Origin of the sequence: uncultured Desulfosarcina sp. (genome assembly GCF_963664155.2) — a bacterium.
Taxonomy (GTDB): Bacteria; Desulfobacterota; Desulfobacteria; order Desulfobacterales; family Desulfosarcinaceae; genus Desulfosarcina.
This window is the reverse complement of record NZ_CAXXXH010000001.1, coordinates 2,660,465-2,677,418: the sequence shown is the minus strand read 5'-3', so window position 1 is coordinate 2,677,418 and position 16,954 is coordinate 2,660,465. Positions and strand designations below refer to the sequence as shown.

Below are 16,954 nucleotides of genomic sequence, written 5' to 3'. Positions count from 1 at the left end.
ACACTCCGGACCCTTTTTCAGGGCCTCGGCTTTACTTCAGCCGATTTGCCTTTTGGCGCGAATTCACCAGAAACCGATGGATTGGATGGCGGGTTTTTCCCAATCATCCGGCAGGCCGTGGCATAGAGATCCATTTCAGACAGCTGTCCCACCGTGGTTTCGGCAAGGCGCAAGCCAACCATCTGCTCCTCGTCCACAACCAATGATGCACCGGCCGTTTCCAAAAGGGATATGTGCCGGTGATAACGGCCCCGGGCGATGATCTTCACATTCGGCAGCAGCATGCGGATGGTGCGAATCATGCCGGCGGCGGTGCGGCTGTCGGGTACGGTCACCACCACTACAGCGGCATCATGGACGCCGGCGTGTTCGAGCACATCCGTTTTGGTGGCATCGCCCAGATGCATGACAACCCCCTGGCTGTCCGCGGATTCAAGGGCCGATGGATTCAATTCGATGATTTCAGGAACCACGCCCATATCTTTCAATATCCCGGCTACCTTTCTGCCGGCTGGTCCGAAACCGACGATCAGGGCTTTTTTGCATCCGCTGGATTCACTCCTGATAGAAGATGTCAGTGGCTGTTTGAACAGCCGGACGCCAAGCTTTTCGGCCAGCGGATCGGCGTAGCGGACCATGTAAGGGGCCAGAAACATGGAAAGCAAGGTGACTGAAACCACGCCGGCAAACAGGTTGGGATCTACCACGCCGCTGTCCCGTCCCGCCGCCGCCAGCACGAAGGCGAACTCCCCCACCTGTCCGAGAGTGATTCCTGCCGCCAGGGCCACCTGGGTGTCTACACGGATCATTTTGAGGATGCCGAAAATGATAGCTGCCTTGATGACAAACACCAGCCCCACCGCCGGCAGAACCAGATGGATATGTGTGGCCATCCATCCCAGATCCAGCAACATGCCGATGGAAGTGAAGAAAAGCACCACAAACAGGGTGCGGATGGCGTCGATATCCGAACGGATCTGGGTGGCAAATGGAGATTCGGCGAGAAGCATGCCGGCCAGAAAAGCGCCCAGCGCCGGTGAAAGGCCGACAAAATGGGCACCGCCGATGGCGCCCATGGCCGACAGGATGGCCAGAAGAATGGTCAGTTCCCGATTGGCGAAAAGCCCCTGCTTTTTCAGCAGCCAGGGGATGAACCGGTAGAACATCACATAAAAGACAATCACCAGCCCCCCGGCGGCCGCGAGTGTTTTTCCGATTCGCAACGCCACTGTCATCACTGTCCCGGCTTCGCCCATCAGGGAGACCAATAACACCAAGGGAACCACGGCCAGATCCTGAACCAGGAGAATTCCCAGGGCCATACGTCCCCGGGTCGAATCCATCTGGGCATTATCCAGAAGCACCCGCAGCACGATGGCCGTAGAACTCAGGGCAAAAGCGGAACCGATGATCACTGCCTGGGAGACCGGAACGAGAAGGATCAGCAGGGCGGCAAAGGCAATCAGTGTCAGCATGACCTGAAGGGCGCCGCCGGCGAGCACGGCCTTGCCCAGAGCTTTGAGCTGCTGGAAAGAAAATTCCAGCCCGATGGAAAAAAGCAGCAGCGCCACACCCAGTTCGGCCACCGATGCGATCGTCCCGTAGTTGAACAACAGGGCACCGACCATGCTGCCGGCCAATAGATATCCCACGATGGCGCTTTGACGGAAATGCTGAGCCAGGATGCCGGTAGTATATGCCGCGAACACCAGAAGAAACAGTTTCATCAACAGCGGCCACATGAAAAAGTCTCCTTTACGGCAAGGGTGTTAAAAATTATCCAATGAACGTATGATGTCGATTTAGATTCAGCGTCAATCGCACATTAATAAATGTCCGGTAGGATTAGGGATTTTGTTCAAACAATATATGAATGGCGTCGGAGGATTTGAAATCGACTTTGTATCCCGGGCCGATTACGCCCTTGGCGGTCAGCAAAATTTCTTTTTTCCTGACGGTGATACCCTTGCGGCCCTCCATGAGAACATAGGTGCCATTGGAGCTTTGGTCGGTGAGATAATATTTCCCATTTTTGTATTCGATTAACGCGTGCGTCCGCGACACCCGGTTGTTCACCACCTGGATGTCGTTGCTCTTCTGGCGGCCGATCTCCACACGGGAGTTAGTTTCGTTAACAAGGACAACCACCTTGCCGTATTTCAGTATCAGGCAGGATCGCGGCGCTTTTTTGTGCTTCGGCGAAGGCGCTTTCAGCGCCTTTGCCTTCAGCCCGTAAAAGCGCAAAAAATCCCCACACTTCCCGCAGGGAATTTGAGGCTTGGGACCTTTGACGAGTGCCTCGTCAATCGTATTTTTAAAACCGCACTCCTCACAATAAATGATCATGACCGACTATCCGTAGCTGCTGGTGCGAATCACTCCTTAAGCAGGGGCAGAGCGTTTTTCCGGGTAAACGGTAAATCGCTATATTTCAACTCAAAACCCTTCAATAATCAAGTCTTTTCCACTCATGGGGTGGTTCTCATGTAGAAACAGGGGTCATCCGTATCCGCCCTTCTGTCGTTTGATAAAAAATCAATCCTCCAAGAACTTGTTCATCTTGAAGGCAAGCCCTTTTCCCGGCAGGGCCATCAGGGTTGACGTACCATGGGCGACCAGTTTTCCGTCGGCATCCGTCACTCCGGCCTCGGCGTAGCTCAGCGACCGGCCGGAGCGGATGCAGCGCCCGGTGGCCGTGAGTGTTCCTTCCGCCACCGGCTTCAGATAATTGAGTTTCAGGTCGATATTCACCAACCCGTCATCGTCGGGCAGCCTGAGAAATGAAGCCCAGAAAGTGGCCGTATCGATGAGCGTCGCCAATACCCCTCCGTGGACAATCCCATAGGGCTGAAGATGGCAGGTGTCGGTTTTCAGTGAAACCACCGCATGATCGAAGGCGATCACTTTGAGCTGCATCAACATATGCGTGGGAAAGGGGCTGGAATTCACCACGTTGATCAACGCACCGATATAAGCCGGGTTAGGACTGGCCATGGGCATCTCCATTTTAGTGGTCGGGGCAGATACCATTTATTTCGACGGTTCCTTTTCAGACTTTAATCCGGGTTTTAAAACATCCACCGTCTTTTCGGCATCATCGGCCTTGACTTTGGCTTTTACCGCACGTCGATAGGCCTTTTCGGCACCGGATTCGGCATCCTTGATTTCTTCTTTCAAGCCCTTACGGGCATCCAGGGGCACCGCACCGGAAACGCCCTTAACCTCCAAAGCCTCGAGCCGGCTGTTAAGCGTTTCAAGGGCGGCCTTTTTATCGGCGGCCACCTTTTCAGCGGCGGCTGCTTTTTTCCGGGCCGCTTCCAGATCATCGGTCGCCCGGGCAACCTGGGCAGCCAAACCCTCTTCGGGAGCCGCATCCAAATCGATGTCTTCTGCAGCCATGACCAAAGCAGAAACCGGCAGCCGGGGCAGGGAGCGTTCGAATGATTTGCCGGTGGGGTCCGCAATGCGGTTTTGCTCAATTTTCAGCGGTAAAAAAACAAAAGTTGCATCAGCCGACTGCTGCACAATGGTGTCGGCATCAAAATTCTCAACGATTTCGGCGGCTGCCTCGATGCGAACATCCTCCAGGATTTTATTCAATTTCTCTTTTTCCGCTTCGATACCCATGCCATCACCCGACGTCAGCACCCGGAGGGTGGTTTTGTCCCACGGTTCGTTACGGGTCATAAGATGCGCCAAGAGCAGCATCAGCCGGCTGGTGGCATTGCCCTGCCACCACACATCAATCCGGCGGCCTTCCCTCGGTTCAGCCTCAAGCCGGGTCCAGGATTCCGGATCCATACGAAAAACCACCAAATTTTTTCCTTGCCTGAAAATCAGCCTTAGGTTCTTCACGTAGTTATAGGCGCCGATACCGGAAATGGATTTTGCAGATTCACCCATCCAATTGAGCACCACCGTATTCGGGCGCAACGGACCGATTCCCGAACTCTGGATGAGAATACCCATGGCCAGGGTCAAATCCGGCGTACTCACGGTAAGGGGAAACATGGCGTGGCGACCGAACGCAATGGCCTCTGCCAGTGTCCGGTGAGCCAAGTCCTGCGCTTTTTTGGCGGCGGAACCCTCGCCTTCAACAATCTGTACCGCCTCCGTAAACCCGCTTCCCCCCTCAATCCAGGCGGCAAATGCCAGCAGAGGGCCACGACGCGTCGAGTCCTGGGTAAACACGAGCAACTGCGGACGCCAGTCGCGTGCATGCTCAGGATCTTCGCCGGCGGCAAGCAGATGCTGGCGCACCTGCTGCAGATGATGGGATCGAGCGCTGTCGGCCCACCGGGCCGGGCCGGCGGTACGTTTGAGATATTGGTAAACGGCAAACAACATGGCAATGGCCGCCGCCCCGCTCTTGAGGTCGATGGCCAGCATGGCGCCTAAACAAATCACGAAACCCAACAAGCACAGTGGGGGAGAGAACCATTTGAAGCGGGGTCGAAAAGAGGGGCTTTGGGTTCTGGCCTCGAAATAAGTGGCATAGTTGAGCAGCCCGTATGAAATGAGGAAAAACATGGAAACCACACTAGCCACCAGGTTCAACTGCCCCAAGGCAATGGTGACAAAGGCGATGCCGGCGGAGAGCAGCACCCCCCGCCGGGGGTTGCCCGACGGTTCACTGACCTTGGCAAAAGGCGTCAGCAGGGAAAAAATCCGGTCCACAGCCAGAGACTGCAGAATTCGCGGCGCTCCCATGAATGAGGCCATCGCTGAGGAAAGGGTCGCGGCGATCACCCCGGCATCGATGAAAAATCCAACCGCGGAAACCGTTTTCATGGCTCCGTAGTCCGACGACAGGACGGGGTTGGGCAGGGACCCCGCAAACAGGACCGCCACGGCGAAATAGATGACAAAAGAGATTCCCACGGCCAGAAACGTACCTAATGGAATGCTTTTTCCCGGGTCCGCCAGATCACCGGACATGCTCACCCCCTGGGTGAATCCCGTGACGGCCGGGAAAAATATGGCAAAGAGAATCCAAAAGGGGGCACCATTTTCCGGCGAAGCCCAGTTGGCAGACAACAGTGCCGAATCCCAGCTGCGGATGCCACCGATGAAAAAAGAGAGCAGGGCGGCGATCAGCAGGGCCATGACAATGAACTGGAACCGGGTGGCCCAGTCTGCACCCAGCCAGGCGAAAATTAGAAGAAACGCAACGGCACCGACAGCAATCAGCTGAACGGTCAACGGGTGCATATGGGGGAAAAAAGCGGCCACCGCCTCAGCAAAGCCGATGCAGTAAAAGGCGATGGACACGCTTTGGGCAAAAAAAAGCACCAGGCCGATAGAGCCGCCGAATTCCAGTCCCAGGGTACGGGATATGAGGTAGTAATCCCCTCCCCCCCGCACCTTGAGGTTGGTGGCCACGGCAGACATGGAAATGCTGGTGATCACGCTGATGGCATTGGCCAGGGCGATGATGACCAGACCTCGCGCCAATCCGGCGCTTCCTACCACATACCCGAGCCTCAGGAAGAGGATAATCCCCAATATGGTCAAAATGCTGGGGGTGAAAACACCGGCAAAGGTACCCAGTTTGCCGGCAGAAAGGGTGGCCTCTGTTGATCGTGGCTTATTCATGGATCACGTTCACTTTCGTTTACCGATGGATCTGCTGGCTATCGGTTGGCTCTGATGCAGGTATGCCATATAAGGCTTTTCCCAGAAAAAAGGGATCCGTGGGGTTGCTGCTGTTCATGAAACCATGAAGGATTCACGAAGGACCGAAAGAAACAACCCTCTGGCATTATAAGCGATTTTCGTTTTCAGGTCAAATATTTAGCCGTGACGCTCCGGCCGTAAAAAGAGAATGGTGGCCTCATTGTAAAGGAAGTTACCCGCTATGCCCTTTGGAGGCGATACCTTTACGGCGCAACCGATGCTCAACTGGCTGCTGAACGATACCCGCAAAGATCAATCCTCTGACCAAAAGGAGGTGATGCCGGCAAACCCGCCTGTGCCATGTTTGATTAACTGTGTAAATCTGCAATTCAAGAACCTATGTGTCTCTATGGATCTGGCCGGCAAAATGATCGAGCGCCCCATAAAGCCGGAACTGACCCAGCAGGAAAATGTGGTCCAGGTCAAGGTTAATTTTAAGTGTACCGATGCAAAAAGCACCGAACTGGCATTCGGTGGCTTCCATGACTGGCCAGACATAGCCAAAATCCAAAGGAAAAGGGGTTACGGCGATCACCGTAACCCCTCGATTTGTTTTGGTGGAGATGAGGGGGATCGAACCCCTGACCTCAGCGTTGCGAACGCTGCGCTCTCCCAGCTGAGCTACACCCCCATTGAGAGTCGGACTATCGAGACCTTGATTATGACTTGTTTAGGTCTTTTTTTGGAACGAGTCAAGAAAATCAATTGTCGCGGGTCAGCATCACCAGGCTGGTTTTTTCCTTCAACAGGTCCTCTACCACCAGCAGCCGTTCATTTACCGTATCCGTGAAACTGGCCAGCAATTCGGTCTTCAGCGGCTTTCCCCGGCTTTTCTTGACCGTGTTGGGGTCGATGGGTTTCCCGTTCACACGGACTTCGTAGTGTACGTGGGGGCCGGTGGCCACACCGGTCTGGCCGACCCGGGCAATCACCTGGCCCTGCTCCACCAGCTGGCCCGGCTTCATCAGCAACCTGCTGCAATGACCGTAGTAAGTCTGATAGCCATTGGGATGTTTAACAATCACCAGCTTGCCGTATCCGGACTTACGCCCCGAAAAAGTGACCCGACCGTTGGCCGTGGCCATGATGGGCGTACCCGTGGGGGCTCCGTAGTCGATGCCGGTGTGCGGCTTGTAGCGTTTGGAAACCGGGTGGAATCGTCGAATGGAATATGAGGAAGTTATCTTACCGAATTTCAACGGGGTCCGCAAAAACATTTTTTTCAGCGGCTGGCCGGATTCGTCATAGTATCCGTCAAACTGGCCATCGTTGAATAAAAATGCGGAAAAAGTCTTCTGCTTACCCACGTAACGAGCGGCCAGGATATCCCCGTACTGCACAAACGCACCGTCTTTGTAGCAGCGCTCATAGACCACCGCGATCTGATCGCCTTTTCGCGGATAGAGATAAAAATCGATATCCCAGGCAAAAATGTCTGCTATCAAACCGGCAATATGCTGGGTCTCGCCATTGTCGGCCACGGCCTGGTACAACGAGGATTCGATGGTGAACACCTTGGCAATCACCTGCCGGTCCAGTACGATTTTTCGCTTGTGAACGGTATAGTCGCCGTTGTCTTCCTTAACGGCCTCATATTCGTCCAGGGGGCTGGTTTTGTAGACAAACTTCTGGATCAGGTTCTGGCTGTCAACGCTGACCTCATAGGAGTCTTTCGGCCGGGAACAACGGAAGTCGAAAACCGGCTTGAAGGATCTGGAGAGGGAGAGAATTTCCGCCGGCGGAATATCACAGGCCGTCAGCGCATCGTATAGCGTACGATTGCGAATGATTCCCTCTACCACACTGACGACAGGTGCAGCAGGAAACGCTTCAATCCCAAGGGTCTCGGCGACAGGGGCTTCGGCCTGGAGACCGGAAGCCAGGGATAACCGGGGAGATAAAAGAAAAAATCCTCCCATCAAGGCAACACAAAACCATACTGCAAGCATATTACATTTCCAACGCATGTTCGACATTCCTTTCGAGCGTTCAGCCAATCTCAGCAGGTTTTCGGTCGGTTTTATGGATTACTTTAGCTTGCATGACTGCCTCTTTAACAAAAGCGTTTATGGTAATCAACCGTTTTTTCAAGCATTTTATTGACTACTGGATTGTTGCCGGCTTTTTTTTACCGCTGAGGGAAAGTAAAAAGCCGGCGGAAAGCATCGGCTGGAAAGGCAGTAAGGACCAGCGCCGGAAGGTCGGCATTGGCGCGGTGGATCGTCCCAATATCTTGTCTGGCGGGCATTGAAAGGAGGTGTGCTTATCTTACCCCGCAATTATGAGGGATGAAGCGTAGCGCCGATATTGGTCTTTGTAAAAATCCGTCCAACTTTTCCTAACGGATTTTAAATACCTCATGCCATTGATCGGATCCTTCGGCCAGCAGCACGTCGTCCGGATTGATTCGCAAGACAACGATATTGTCTATGGATCCGCCTTCTTTAATGAGGCGATTGTTGATGACGACAAACCGCGCAGCGGCTTCCGGGGCCCACACCAGCGCCTGCAGGTCGATTCGCGGGTCGCTCCTGAAAAATTTTCCGATATCCGGCACTCCTGCCATGGGCTGACCGGTCGTCTTGGCTGGGTCCGCCGGGCGGCGGTTCGGGTCCTCTGCGGGAGCAAGCGTCGATTCGGATGTCGGTACAACCGTCTGCCGCGGGGTCTTCTCATTGGGTATGGGCGATGACTGCGCCCTCGGAGCCTCCGCCGACGTGACGGTGCGCAATAATTTTTTCCCGAGTTGAACCGGCTGGACCGCGGCTATGGGGGCGGATGTTTGAACGGTGGAGGCAGGCTCCTTTCCCGTGTCTTGCCGCGGGGGGGCAACCGGCATGTTGGACTTTGGCGCCTCGGCAACCGATGGCGGCACCGTGTGGTTGGGTTTGGGTGACAGCAATGGCGGGACCCCTGTCATTGACTTAAGAGGGAGCGTGATCTCCGGTTGCCAAATTTTCCAGGAAACCACACCGGAAGCACATAAACCAACGACGATACCCAGCCCAACACACCACCGACGGGTGCGCTGCCGGTAAGGGGATTGCGCGGGAAGAGGGGCCGGCCATGGGGTCCCCGCACCGCGCTCCGTGGTGGATTCCTGCTCGGCTTTTTTCAGTGCGTCCAGAATGGAACTCAACGATTCTGCTCCTCAACCGGCTTTCCTTGCTCCGTCCTGCTGCCTGCCAGGCGGGGGCCGTTCAGCGATGGATCCTCATTGTAAAGTGCAATTTTCGTCATGGGACCCACCATCCCGTCTACATCCAGGCCATTGCGGGCCTGGATGGCCTCTACGGCCAGCCGCGTGGTGGTATCATAGGCAGCGGTCATCTTTTCGATGGGAAACCCCAGCGCTTTCAAGTGGACCTTGAGGGACAAAATGACTTCTCCGGGTGACGAGATCGGAATGATCCCCGTGTAGTTATAATAGTTTTTCCAGAAAATATGCGCCACACCATTCCACAGTCCTGCCAGAGATGCCGGCGCGACGGAAAAGGTATCCTCACCGTCCGACAACCGGAGTTCATCGTCTGCAAGACCCACCAGGGCCATGAACCGGGTATCGCTGCCGTCCGGATGGGGAAATTCCAATATGGCCGGCAGATTCAATTTTCTGATCAGGGTCAGATTGCCATGAAGCCGAAGGGTTTCCATATTACTATGCCGGGCGGAAAGGCGAAAAAAAGTGTCGCTGTCCATCACCGCCACCGGTCCGAAGCCCAGGGGTGCTTGCGCATTCCATTGCCTCAGTACGGCCGTCAAGGCACCGATGCGTGAATTTAAGGCGTCCCTGGACATAATCACGGGTTCAAGGTCGCGAACAGGTGGCGGCGGTACCGGATCAACGGCGACTGCCATGGCGCCTGGGGGTACGGCCTTTACCGTTGAAGGTTCTGCTGCGGGAGGTGGCGGTGGCGGCGATAGTGGCGCTGCTTCCGGAACCGACGCTTTGGCCGCCTCGGAGGCTATAGCGGCCGTTGATTCCGAAACCGTTTTTTCAATCTTATGGTGGATGACCGGCGCAGCGGACATGCGGCCGGCCCTGTTCAACATCGTCTGGGCGACAACCAGGCCGGCCACTAGAATGACCAGGACCACCAGCAGGCCGATAATCAACCTTTCTCGTAAAAACATTGGCTTGTGGGATCGCTTGCTTTTCCCATCCAACTCACGCAAGGCCCGCTTGACGATACGGTTGGTGATGCGGTGTTTTCCCAGGGCAAAGGCGGTAAGCAAGGCCCGGTCGCAGACGATGTTGATGAGCCGGGGGACGCCATGGGTATATTTGAAAATAGACCGGTAGGCACCCGCAGCGAACTCCAATCCCGGTTTTCGGGAAGCAATATGGATGCGATGGCGAATGTACTCCCGGGTTTCCGAGGTGCTCAGGGGAATCAAGTGGCAACTCAAGGTAATGCGCTGGTTCAGCTGGCGGAGCGCTTCGGTTTCCAACAGCTCTCCCAACTCGGGCTGACCCACTAGAATAATCTGAATCAGCTTGCTGGTGGTGGTTTCTAAATTGGACAGCAGCCGCAGCTGTTCCAGCACATCGGCGCTCAGGTTCTGGGCTTCGTCCACCACCAAAATCACTCGCTTTCCCTGGGCTTTTTTCTCCAATAGAAAGGCGTTGAGACGGTCGATGAGGACTTTTACCGATTCGGTATCCGAAGGAAGGCCGAATTCGTCATTGATGGCTTTGAGCAGCTGCAGGGCATCGAGCTTGGGATTGAAAATATAAGCCGCCGTGGTATTCTCGTCCAGGCTTTCCAGGAACATGCGGCACAGGGTGGTTTTGCCGGTACCCACTTCGCCGGTGATCTCAACGAAGCCTTCCCCATAACCCACTGCGTAGTTCAAATGGGCCAGCACCTCTTCATGAATCCGGGACAGGTAAAGGTACTCCGGATTGGGCACCAGTTTGAACGGTCTCTCTTTAAAGCCAAAAAAACGATTGTACATGGGTGGTTGCCAATTATCAGGTCATGGGGTACACGAAACCGGGGCAGCCATCACTATCGGGCTGCTGATCAATGGCGCGCCAGGGCAGGAACGTCACCGCTATCCCTCCCGTTCGGCACCCACCCAGCCATTCGAGGTATTCGCGTCGGTTGCGCATACCGGAATACCGGGTGGCGTTACCGTCTGACCCCGTGCGTGAAGGCAAAGATATCCGGATGGCCGACTACAAGGATCGGGCCGGTCTGGTTGAGAACGTGTGGCCGTCATCCGGTGTAATCGTAATGGCCATGGCGGATGGCGGTTGCCCGCAACGATGCCGGGTTTTTGCCCGGGACAGCGGCGTTTCCGCAGGTGTCCATGCCCGACCGGTGTCGAACAGCACCCTGCCGGCCTCGGTGTCGATAAAACAGGCCAACCCATGTTGGCCCACAACACCGAAGGGCCGGTCCACGACTTTTTCGCACAGGATAGTCAGTTTCGTTTGTATAAGCCGCTTCCGGAAAAGCGGTTGTTGGCCGCTGACCTACTGGGCGATCTTACTGAGCCGGTTCTGGATGTAGGCGTTGCGAAAGGCTTCATAGGGATCCAGGGCGGCGTTTTTCAGGGATTCGTAATCACCGATGCGAAAAGAGGTGTCGTTGACAATTCTGACACCGTAGGCAATCACGTTGGTGGTGCCGGAGGTCAATTCACCCGCATCCGCATTGACCAGCTGCATAAACGAAACCGGGTTCAACGCCCAGTCCCCGATACTGCCCACCGTATCGCGCAGGGTGGACGGGCCGAACAGCGGCCAGATGATGTAAATCCCGTTTCCGATGCTGTAATACCCCAGCGTCTGGCCGAAATCCTCAACGGGCGGGTTGAATGACGGTTTATCTCTTACCACGTTGAACAATCCCAGAAACCCTGCCGTACTGTTGACCATGAACCGGCAGAACTCGCCTTCCGCCGACCTCCATTTTCCCTGAAAGAGGCAATTGAAAAAGCGCACGGGTCCCATGAGGTTGAAAAAGAAATCTTTTACGCTTACCCGGACCGGTGTGGGAACGACAACCCGATATCCGGAAGCCACCGGCTTGAGCAACCAGAAATACAACTTGTCGTTGAAAACGAACATGGTCCGGTTGAACCCCTCAATGGGGTCGGCAACCGCTTGCAGCATCAGATCCTTATCCCCGTAACTATCACCACTGGGATTATCGAAAGGATCGAAGGGAACCTGATCGGCCGACATCACGGCATCACCGGGCGGAGCATTGGCGGCCTCGGTTGCCGGCGGATTCGCCCAGGCAAGACTGCCCATCAGCACAAACACCATCACCATCGAGAAAGACAATCTGAGCTTTATCACCATGGCTTGTTTCGCCGTTTGAAAGTCGCACGCCCCAATCAGGGCCATTCGCTGCCGATGCATCATCAGTTTTAATTTTATCCGTTTTCAGCAAGCCGTTTATTTTGCTCGGCCAGCTTGTCGTTGAGCTGCTGGATCAGTTGGGCCGGCTTATCCTTGCTCAGGATGCTGGCAAACTGAGTGCGGTAATTTTTAACCAGGCTGACTCCCTCGACAATGATATCATAGACCTTCCACTGGCCATCCCCGCCCTTGAGCATTCGGTAGTTTACGGGAATCGTTAATGTTTCTCGGACGATCTGGGTTTTGACTTCGACGTAGATGTCCGAGTAGAAATCCTGCCCAAGGTAAACGATCTGCTCGTTGTGGTACTCCCCTTGGATTTTGTCGATGTAGGTGTTGCCGAGAAACTGGGCAAACACATCGGTGAATGCGATCTTTTCAGCATCGTTAAAATCGCTCCAGTTACGCGCCACGGCCCTTTTGGCAATCTCATCGAAGTCGAACATCGGTTTGACAATCTTCCAGATTTCGTCCCTCTGGGCCGATTTGGTGCCCGCCACCTTGTATTGGGGATCGTTGAGAATGGCGATAACGGTATCGATGGGGGCCTGGATGACCGCCAGGGGTTCCATGGATACCGCTGCGGCCGGGAACACCATCACCAGAAAAACAGCCATTACAGCGGCAATACTTTTGGGGATCATAACATCCTCCGCATTATCTTATTCCATTTTGCCTTCATATCCCGGCGCCGTCGATGCGTTCTATCCTGTAGGTCCCTTCTTGCAAGCCCGGCGGAATCACTTTTTCGCATCTCCGAATACGTATTTGCTGACCAGTTCCTCAATATCCAGGGCCGACTCGGTGTCGATGATCATATCTCCGGACTTGAGTATTCTGTCCGAACCGCCCGGCGTCAACCGGATGTATTTATCGCCGATCAGCCCGGAGGTCTTGACCGAGGCGATGACGTCGTCGGTGAGTATTACGCCCTTTTTGATTTTCAGACTGACGATGGCCACCTGCTTCTGATTGTCAAGGTGGATATCGGCCACCTGGCCGATTTCGACCCCCGCCATGTCCACAAGGGCGCCGGCCTTCAGGCCCGAAACGGAATTGAACCGCGCATTAAGCATGTAATAATCGTCGCCGAACCACTCCATTTTTCCCAGCTTTATCGTCAAGTAAGCCACGCTGATGAGGCCGATGAGAACGAACACGCCCACCGCGGTTTCGACAGATGTTTTTTTCATATTACCTCCGCAGCCGCAAAAGAAACCAATGCGGGTATCATCGTTAGCGCTCGCTTGGCGCAGCTTTGATGGCCTCCGGGTCCTGGCCCCGGATAAACTGCCGGATCACCGGTTCGGTGCTGTTCTGGATCTCCTCACAGCTTCCTTGAAAAACGATCCGACCCTGATCCAGCATGGCGATACGCTGGGAAATGTAAAATACATCGGGAATTTCATGACTGACCATGACTCCGGTAAAACCGAAGGTCTTCTGGTATTCGGCAATCATGGCGTGGGCCGCGTTCTTGCGGATGGGATCCAACCCCGTGGTGGGCTCGTCGAAAAGAACGATCTCCGGATCGGTCACCAGCGCCCGCGCCATAGCTACCCGTTTTTTCATGCCTCCGGAAAGCTGGGAGGGGTATTTGTCTTCGATTCCGACCAGATCCAACTGAGCCAGCTTATCACGCACACGGCTTTCAATTTCACGGAACGGGACCCGGCCCTTCTCTTTCAGCGGCAGGGCCACATTCTCATAAACCGACATGGAATCGAACAAGGCCGTTCCCTGAAACATATAACTGAACTTCATCTTCACCGCCTTGCGTTCGGCGGCGGTCATAGTACGGATCGCCTGCCCCTGGAACAGAATCTCTCCCGCGTCCGGCTCAAGAAGTCCGATGATGTGCTTGAGCAGGACGCTCTTGCCGATGCCGCTCTTGCCGATAATGGCCGTAACCTGCCCCTGGTAGATGGACAGATCCACCCCCTTGAGCACGGCATTGTCGCCGAAGCGCTTGAACACCTGATTAAATTCGATCAACGGCACAGTCATCGTTGTCTCACAGCAAAAACGAGGTCAACACATAGTCGGCCACCAGAATCATCACGCAGGATAAGACCACAGCCGACGTGGTGGACAGGCTCACGCCCTTGGCGCCGAAACCTTCCTTGCGCAGGTGGGTCGTGTATCCTTGAAAACAGCAGATCGTGGCTACGATGGCGGCAAAGCAGAAGGATTTGGCAAACCCGCCGTTGATGTCTTCCATCAGCACACTGGACTCCACCCGGCTGAAATAGAGCCCGGAATTGATTCCCAGCAACAAGGAACCGGTCACGTAGCCCCCGATAATCCCCACCACATCGAAAATAGCCGTGAGGAAGGGAAAGCTGATCAGCGCTGCCCCCAGCCGGGGACTGAACAAAAACCTCACGGGGTTGATGTCCATGGTCTCCAAGGCATCGATCTGTTCGGAAATACGCATGATGCCGATTTCCGCGGCCATGGCCGAACCGGCCCGGGCCACAACCATGATGGCGGCTAACACCGGTCCCATTTCCCGAATCAGGCTCAAGGCCACCGCCGCTCCCAGCAGTCCTTCGGAACCGAACTTCACCAGCGTATAATAACCTTGCAGGCCTAGTACCATCCCCGTAAATGCGCCGGTGAGACAGATCACGAACACCGATTTCATACCGATAAAATAAACCTGGTCGATAATCTTGTCCGCCTGGAGAGGAAACGAAAAAAGATGGAGGGCGCCGCGGAAAAAAAAGATGGCCACCCGGCCCAGTTCCTGAACAGGGGAAATGGCCATGCGGCCGAGACCGGCCAACATATTGGTAATCGTAATAGACTGGGCCATCAAATCAATACCGCTTTTGGTTCGTCAATAGAGGTGGTATTAGATCGAGTTGGAACGATGAATACCCGCACAAGGTTATGAAAATAACTGAAATCGCCGGTAATGTAAAGAAAAGAAGGCAATGGTCCACGCGTCCGGTTCCGTCCGAACGAAGGAGCCCATCCTCTTCTGGTGTCACCTTAACGGCAAAAGCATTCCCATGCAGCGCGGCTTAAGCAGTGGACCGCCAGGCAGCTATGGAAGGGCACCCGACAGCGGAAACGAACCATCTTCGCTGCGGAAAGTTTTCGATTATGAGCTTTTGTCCGAATTTCTTGACTTCATGCGGACCATTGCCTACAGTGCCCACCGATTGACCTCAACCGCCAAGCCATCCTAAAATTTCCCGATCCATGAAAGGAGACACCCCATGGCCGATACCGTCAGAACCATTGAAGACCTGAACCATGAGCAGACCGCTCGCCTGGTCATGGATGTCATGCATCGGACCCTCATCCATTATGCACTCTGGTTCACGGAGATCCGCCACCAGATGGGCATGGAAAAGGCGCTGGAAGCCCTGTCCGTTGCCTCGGAAAAGAGCATGGGCCTTCAACTCAACCGACTGTCCAAGCTGTTGGGTTTCGATATGCAGGACGGCATCCCCAAACCACTGCTGAACCTGCCTAAAAAAGACCTGCTGGCGCTGCTGGACGGCGCTGCATTCAACTGGCTGGCCAACGACGGCGTGTGGTTCCAGTCTGTGGAATTTACCAGCGGCATGAACGACGCCAAGCGCTGCAACGACTCTTGCTGGGCCCACTTTTCACCCTTTGAGGCCTGGGCTATCAAACGGTTTCTGGGACTCGGCGACCAATCCGGCCTGGATGGGTTGAGAAAAGCCCTGAGTTTTCGGGTCTACGCCCGGATCAACGTTCAGTCCTTTACCGACGATGGACCCGATGCCTTCATTTTCCACATGAATGAATGCCGCGTCCAGGTCGCGCGCAAAAGCAAAGACCTGCCCGACTACCCCTGCAAATCTGCCGGCCTGGTGGAGTACACCTATTTTGCCCGTGCCATCGACCGGCGCATTCAAACCGAATGCATCGGCTGTCCCCCGGACGACCACCCGGACGATTGGTATTGCGCCTGGCGCTTTTCGTTAAAATAAAACAAGCAGTTAGAAATTTAGGGGGCGTTGGGGACCCAATTACCGGATTCGCGGCATCACCAGGCAATTTTATCCACACGGAACAATCCGGTCATGAGGTGTCCCGTATTGACATCATGGCCGCTTTTATTTAATCAAATAATTGATCAAATGCTTAGTGCGCCTATTCATCAATACGTTGCCACCTAATATTCTGCCAAGGAACATCAAATGGCCCCCTCCAAAATAAAATCAAAGCCGGATGCCGGCCATACACGCAAGGCCTACCAAGGCATCCGGCAGATGCTGTTTCACAACGAGATCGTACCGGGGCAAAAAATCGCCTACCGGGATCTGGCCGAACGGCTGGGCATGAGCCAGACCCCGGTGATCCAGGCCCTGAAGTGGCTTGAATTTCAAGGCCTGGTCCGCCACGAACGTCACCGGGGATATTACACCGAGCCGGTCAGCATCCAGGAAGTGGAGGAAATCTACGATTTTCGGGAACAGATCGAACTGGCGCTGCTGCCTCAAACCCTGGCCCGAATGGACAACGCAGCAATCAGAACGCTGGAGGATGCATTAAATGCCCACCTGAAAGCCTCGAGGGAGATTTACCTGTATGGCCGGTTGCTCAAGGATATGGAGTTTCACCTGACGCTGGCGGGCCTGTCCGGCAACCGGGTTCAGCACCAGGCCCTACGCCTGCTGTTCGACCTGCTTTACCTCAAATACGGGGGGAACATCCTTTTTTCCACCTCGATGGACCAAGCGGACACCGCCCACAAGGAGTTGTTCAGCCACATTCGCAACAACCACCTGACGGGGGCCAAAACCGTGCTTTCACAGCACATCAAGAGTGTCAAGGAACACGTGCTCAGCGGGCTGGAACGCCTGATGAAGGAAAAAGACAAGTCCGGCTTCTGATCCGCGATAGCGAGTGCATTCCCCG

Annotated in this window: 17 protein-coding genes and 1 tRNA gene; 3 read left to right on the top strand and 15 right to left on the bottom strand. The window is 54.8% G+C overall.

The features are described 5' to 3' along the window. Nucleotides 1-17 precede the first annotated feature (17 nt). The 7 genes from ACHZBS_RS12255 to ACHZBS_RS12225 form a co-directional block, all read right to left on the bottom strand. Nucleotides 18-1,742 (bottom strand): cation:proton antiporter, encoded by a 1,725-nt coding sequence (locus ACHZBS_RS12255; protein ID WP_319406798.1) that lies wholly within the window; start codon nt 1,740-1,742, stop codon nt 18-20. A 103-nt stretch (nt 1,743-1,845) separates the two neighbouring features. Next, complete coding sequence (locus tag ACHZBS_RS12250; RefSeq protein ID WP_319406797.1) at nt 1,846-2,346, bottom strand: FHA domain-containing protein; 501 nt, start codon at nt 2,344-2,346, stop codon at nt 1,846-1,848. A gap of 189 nt (nt 2,347-2,535) precedes the next feature. After that, nucleotides 2,536-2,994 (bottom strand): PaaI family thioesterase, encoded by a 459-nt coding sequence (locus ACHZBS_RS12245; protein WP_319406796.1) that lies wholly within the window; start codon nt 2,992-2,994, stop codon nt 2,536-2,538. Nucleotides 2,995-3,030: 36 nt separating this feature from the next. Further along, a complete protein-coding gene (locus tag ACHZBS_RS12240) occupies nt 3,031-5,595 on the bottom strand; it encodes an amino acid permease (RefSeq protein WP_319406795.1) in 2,565 nt (854 codons plus the stop codon). A 418-nt stretch (nt 5,596-6,013) separates the two neighbouring features. Beyond that, nucleotides 6,014-6,211, bottom strand: a complete 198-nt coding sequence (locus ACHZBS_RS12235; RefSeq protein ID WP_319406794.1) for a hypothetical protein — start codon at nt 6,209-6,211, stop codon at nt 6,014-6,016. A gap of 20 nt (nt 6,212-6,231) precedes the next feature. Then, nucleotides 6,232-6,307, bottom strand: a tRNA-Ala gene (locus tag ACHZBS_RS12230). A 70-nt stretch (nt 6,308-6,377) separates the two neighbouring features. Beyond that, a complete protein-coding gene (locus ACHZBS_RS12225; RefSeq protein WP_319406793.1) occupies nt 6,378-7,625 on the bottom strand; it encodes a M23 family metallopeptidase in 1,248 nt (415 codons plus the stop codon). A gap of 119 nt (nt 7,626-7,744) precedes the next feature. Between ACHZBS_RS12225 and ACHZBS_RS12220 the strand changes: the two genes are divergently transcribed. Next, a complete protein-coding gene (locus ACHZBS_RS12220) occupies nt 7,745-7,927 on the top strand; it encodes a hypothetical protein (RefSeq protein ID WP_394707986.1) in 183 nt (60 codons plus the stop codon). 87 nt (nt 7,928-8,014) lie between these two features. On the opposite strand, the gene ACHZBS_RS12215 is transcribed toward ACHZBS_RS12220, so the two are convergent. The 8 genes from ACHZBS_RS12215 to ACHZBS_RS12180 form a co-directional block, all read right to left on the bottom strand. Further along, nucleotides 8,015-8,815, bottom strand: coding sequence for a general secretion pathway protein GspB (locus ACHZBS_RS12215; RefSeq protein WP_319406791.1), 801 nt, complete (start codon nt 8,813-8,815; stop codon nt 8,015-8,017). Beyond that, nucleotides 8,812-10,635, bottom strand: coding sequence for an AAA family ATPase (locus ACHZBS_RS12210; RefSeq protein WP_319406790.1), 1,824 nt, complete (start codon nt 10,633-10,635; stop codon nt 8,812-8,814). Before ACHZBS_RS12210 ends, ACHZBS_RS12215 begins: the two co-directional genes overlap by 4 nt. Nucleotides 10,636-10,858: 223 nt before the next feature. Continuing rightward, nucleotides 10,859-11,086, bottom strand: coding sequence for a hypothetical protein (locus ACHZBS_RS12205; RefSeq protein ID WP_319406789.1), 228 nt, complete (start codon nt 11,084-11,086; stop codon nt 10,859-10,861). Nucleotides 11,087-11,158: 72 nt separating this feature from the next. Further along, nucleotides 11,159-11,992: a VacJ family lipoprotein gene (locus tag ACHZBS_RS12200; RefSeq protein ID WP_319406788.1), complete on the bottom strand. Its 834-nt coding sequence runs from the start codon at nt 11,990-11,992 to the stop codon at nt 11,159-11,161. 74 nt (nt 11,993-12,066) lie between these two features. After that, nucleotides 12,067-12,696, bottom strand: coding sequence for an ABC transporter substrate-binding protein (locus ACHZBS_RS12195; RefSeq protein ID WP_319406787.1), 630 nt, complete (start codon nt 12,694-12,696; stop codon nt 12,067-12,069). Nucleotides 12,697-12,792: 96 nt separating this feature from the next. Next, complete coding sequence (gene mlaD, locus ACHZBS_RS12190) at nt 12,793-13,245, bottom strand: outer membrane lipid asymmetry maintenance protein MlaD (protein ID WP_319406786.1); 453 nt, start codon at nt 13,243-13,245, stop codon at nt 12,793-12,795. Nucleotides 13,246-13,288: 43 nt separating this feature from the next. Further along, on the bottom strand, nt 13,289-14,059 hold the full coding sequence (locus tag ACHZBS_RS12185) for an ABC transporter ATP-binding protein (protein ID WP_319406785.1): 771 nt from the start codon (nt 14,057-14,059) through the stop codon (nt 13,289-13,291). A 7-nt stretch (nt 14,060-14,066) separates the two neighbouring features. Then, the gene (locus tag ACHZBS_RS12180; protein ID WP_319406784.1) at nt 14,067-14,870 is read right to left on the bottom strand and encodes an ABC transporter permease; all 804 of its coding nucleotides are present in this window, start codon (nt 14,868-14,870) and stop codon (nt 14,067-14,069) included. A gap of 409 nt (nt 14,871-15,279) precedes the next feature. Between ACHZBS_RS12180 and ACHZBS_RS12175 the strand changes: the two genes are divergently transcribed. After that, nucleotides 15,280-16,023 carry a DUF6125 family protein gene (locus ACHZBS_RS12175; RefSeq protein ID WP_319406783.1) on the top strand — a complete coding sequence of 248 codons (744 nt, stop codon included), beginning with the start codon at nt 15,280-15,282 and terminating at the stop codon, nt 16,021-16,023. Nucleotides 16,024-16,233: 210 nt separating this feature from the next. Continuing rightward, nucleotides 16,234-16,929, top strand: a complete 696-nt coding sequence (locus ACHZBS_RS12170) for a GntR family transcriptional regulator (RefSeq protein ID WP_319406782.1) — start codon at nt 16,234-16,236, stop codon at nt 16,927-16,929. The last annotated feature ends 25 nt before the right edge of the window (nt 16,930-16,954 follow it).

What these genes read in the sequence shown, in the direction of transcription:
- ACHZBS_RS12255 (WP_319406798.1), bottom strand. Translation starts at nt 1,742, where the DNA reads ATGTGGCCGCTGTTGATGAAACTGTTTCTTCTGGTGTTCGCGGCATAT.
- ACHZBS_RS12250 (WP_319406797.1), bottom strand. Translation starts at nt 2,346, where the DNA reads ATGATCATTTATTGTGAGGAGTGCGGTTTTAAAAATACGATTGACGAG.
- ACHZBS_RS12245 (WP_319406796.1), bottom strand. Translation starts at nt 2,994, where the DNA reads ATGGCCAGTCCTAACCCGGCTTATATCGGTGCGTTGATCAACGTGGTG.
- ACHZBS_RS12240 (WP_319406795.1), bottom strand. Translation starts at nt 5,595, where the DNA reads ATGAATAAGCCACGATCAACAGAGGCCACCCTTTCTGCCGGCAAACTG.
- ACHZBS_RS12225 (WP_319406793.1), bottom strand. Translation starts at nt 7,625, where the DNA reads ATGCTTGCAGTATGGTTTTGTGTTGCCTTGATGGGAGGATTTTTTCTT.
- ACHZBS_RS12220 (WP_394707986.1), top strand. Translation starts at nt 7,745, where the DNA reads ATGGTAATCAACCGTTTTTTCAAGCATTTTATTGACTACTGGATTGTT.
- ACHZBS_RS12210 (WP_319406790.1), bottom strand. Translation starts at nt 10,635, where the DNA reads ATGTACAATCGTTTTTTTGGCTTTAAAGAGAGACCGTTCAAACTGGTG.
- ACHZBS_RS12200 (WP_319406788.1), bottom strand. Translation starts at nt 11,992, where the DNA reads ATGGTGATAAAGCTCAGATTGTCTTTCTCGATGGTGATGGTGTTTGTG.
- ACHZBS_RS12195 (WP_319406787.1), bottom strand. Translation starts at nt 12,696, where the DNA reads ATGATCCCCAAAAGTATTGCCGCTGTAATGGCTGTTTTTCTGGTGATG.
- mlaD (WP_319406786.1), bottom strand. Translation starts at nt 13,245, where the DNA reads ATGAAAAAAACATCTGTCGAAACCGCGGTGGGCGTGTTCGTTCTCATC.
- ACHZBS_RS12185 (WP_319406785.1), bottom strand. Translation starts at nt 14,059, where the DNA reads ATGACTGTGCCGTTGATCGAATTTAATCAGGTGTTCAAGCGCTTCGGC.
- ACHZBS_RS12180 (WP_319406784.1), bottom strand. Translation starts at nt 14,870, where the DNA reads ATGGCCCAGTCTATTACGATTACCAATATGTTGGCCGGTCTCGGCCGC.
- ACHZBS_RS12175 (WP_319406783.1), top strand. Translation starts at nt 15,280, where the DNA reads ATGGCCGATACCGTCAGAACCATTGAAGACCTGAACCATGAGCAGACC.
- ACHZBS_RS12170 (WP_319406782.1), top strand. Translation starts at nt 16,234, where the DNA reads ATGGCCCCCTCCAAAATAAAATCAAAGCCGGATGCCGGCCATACACGC.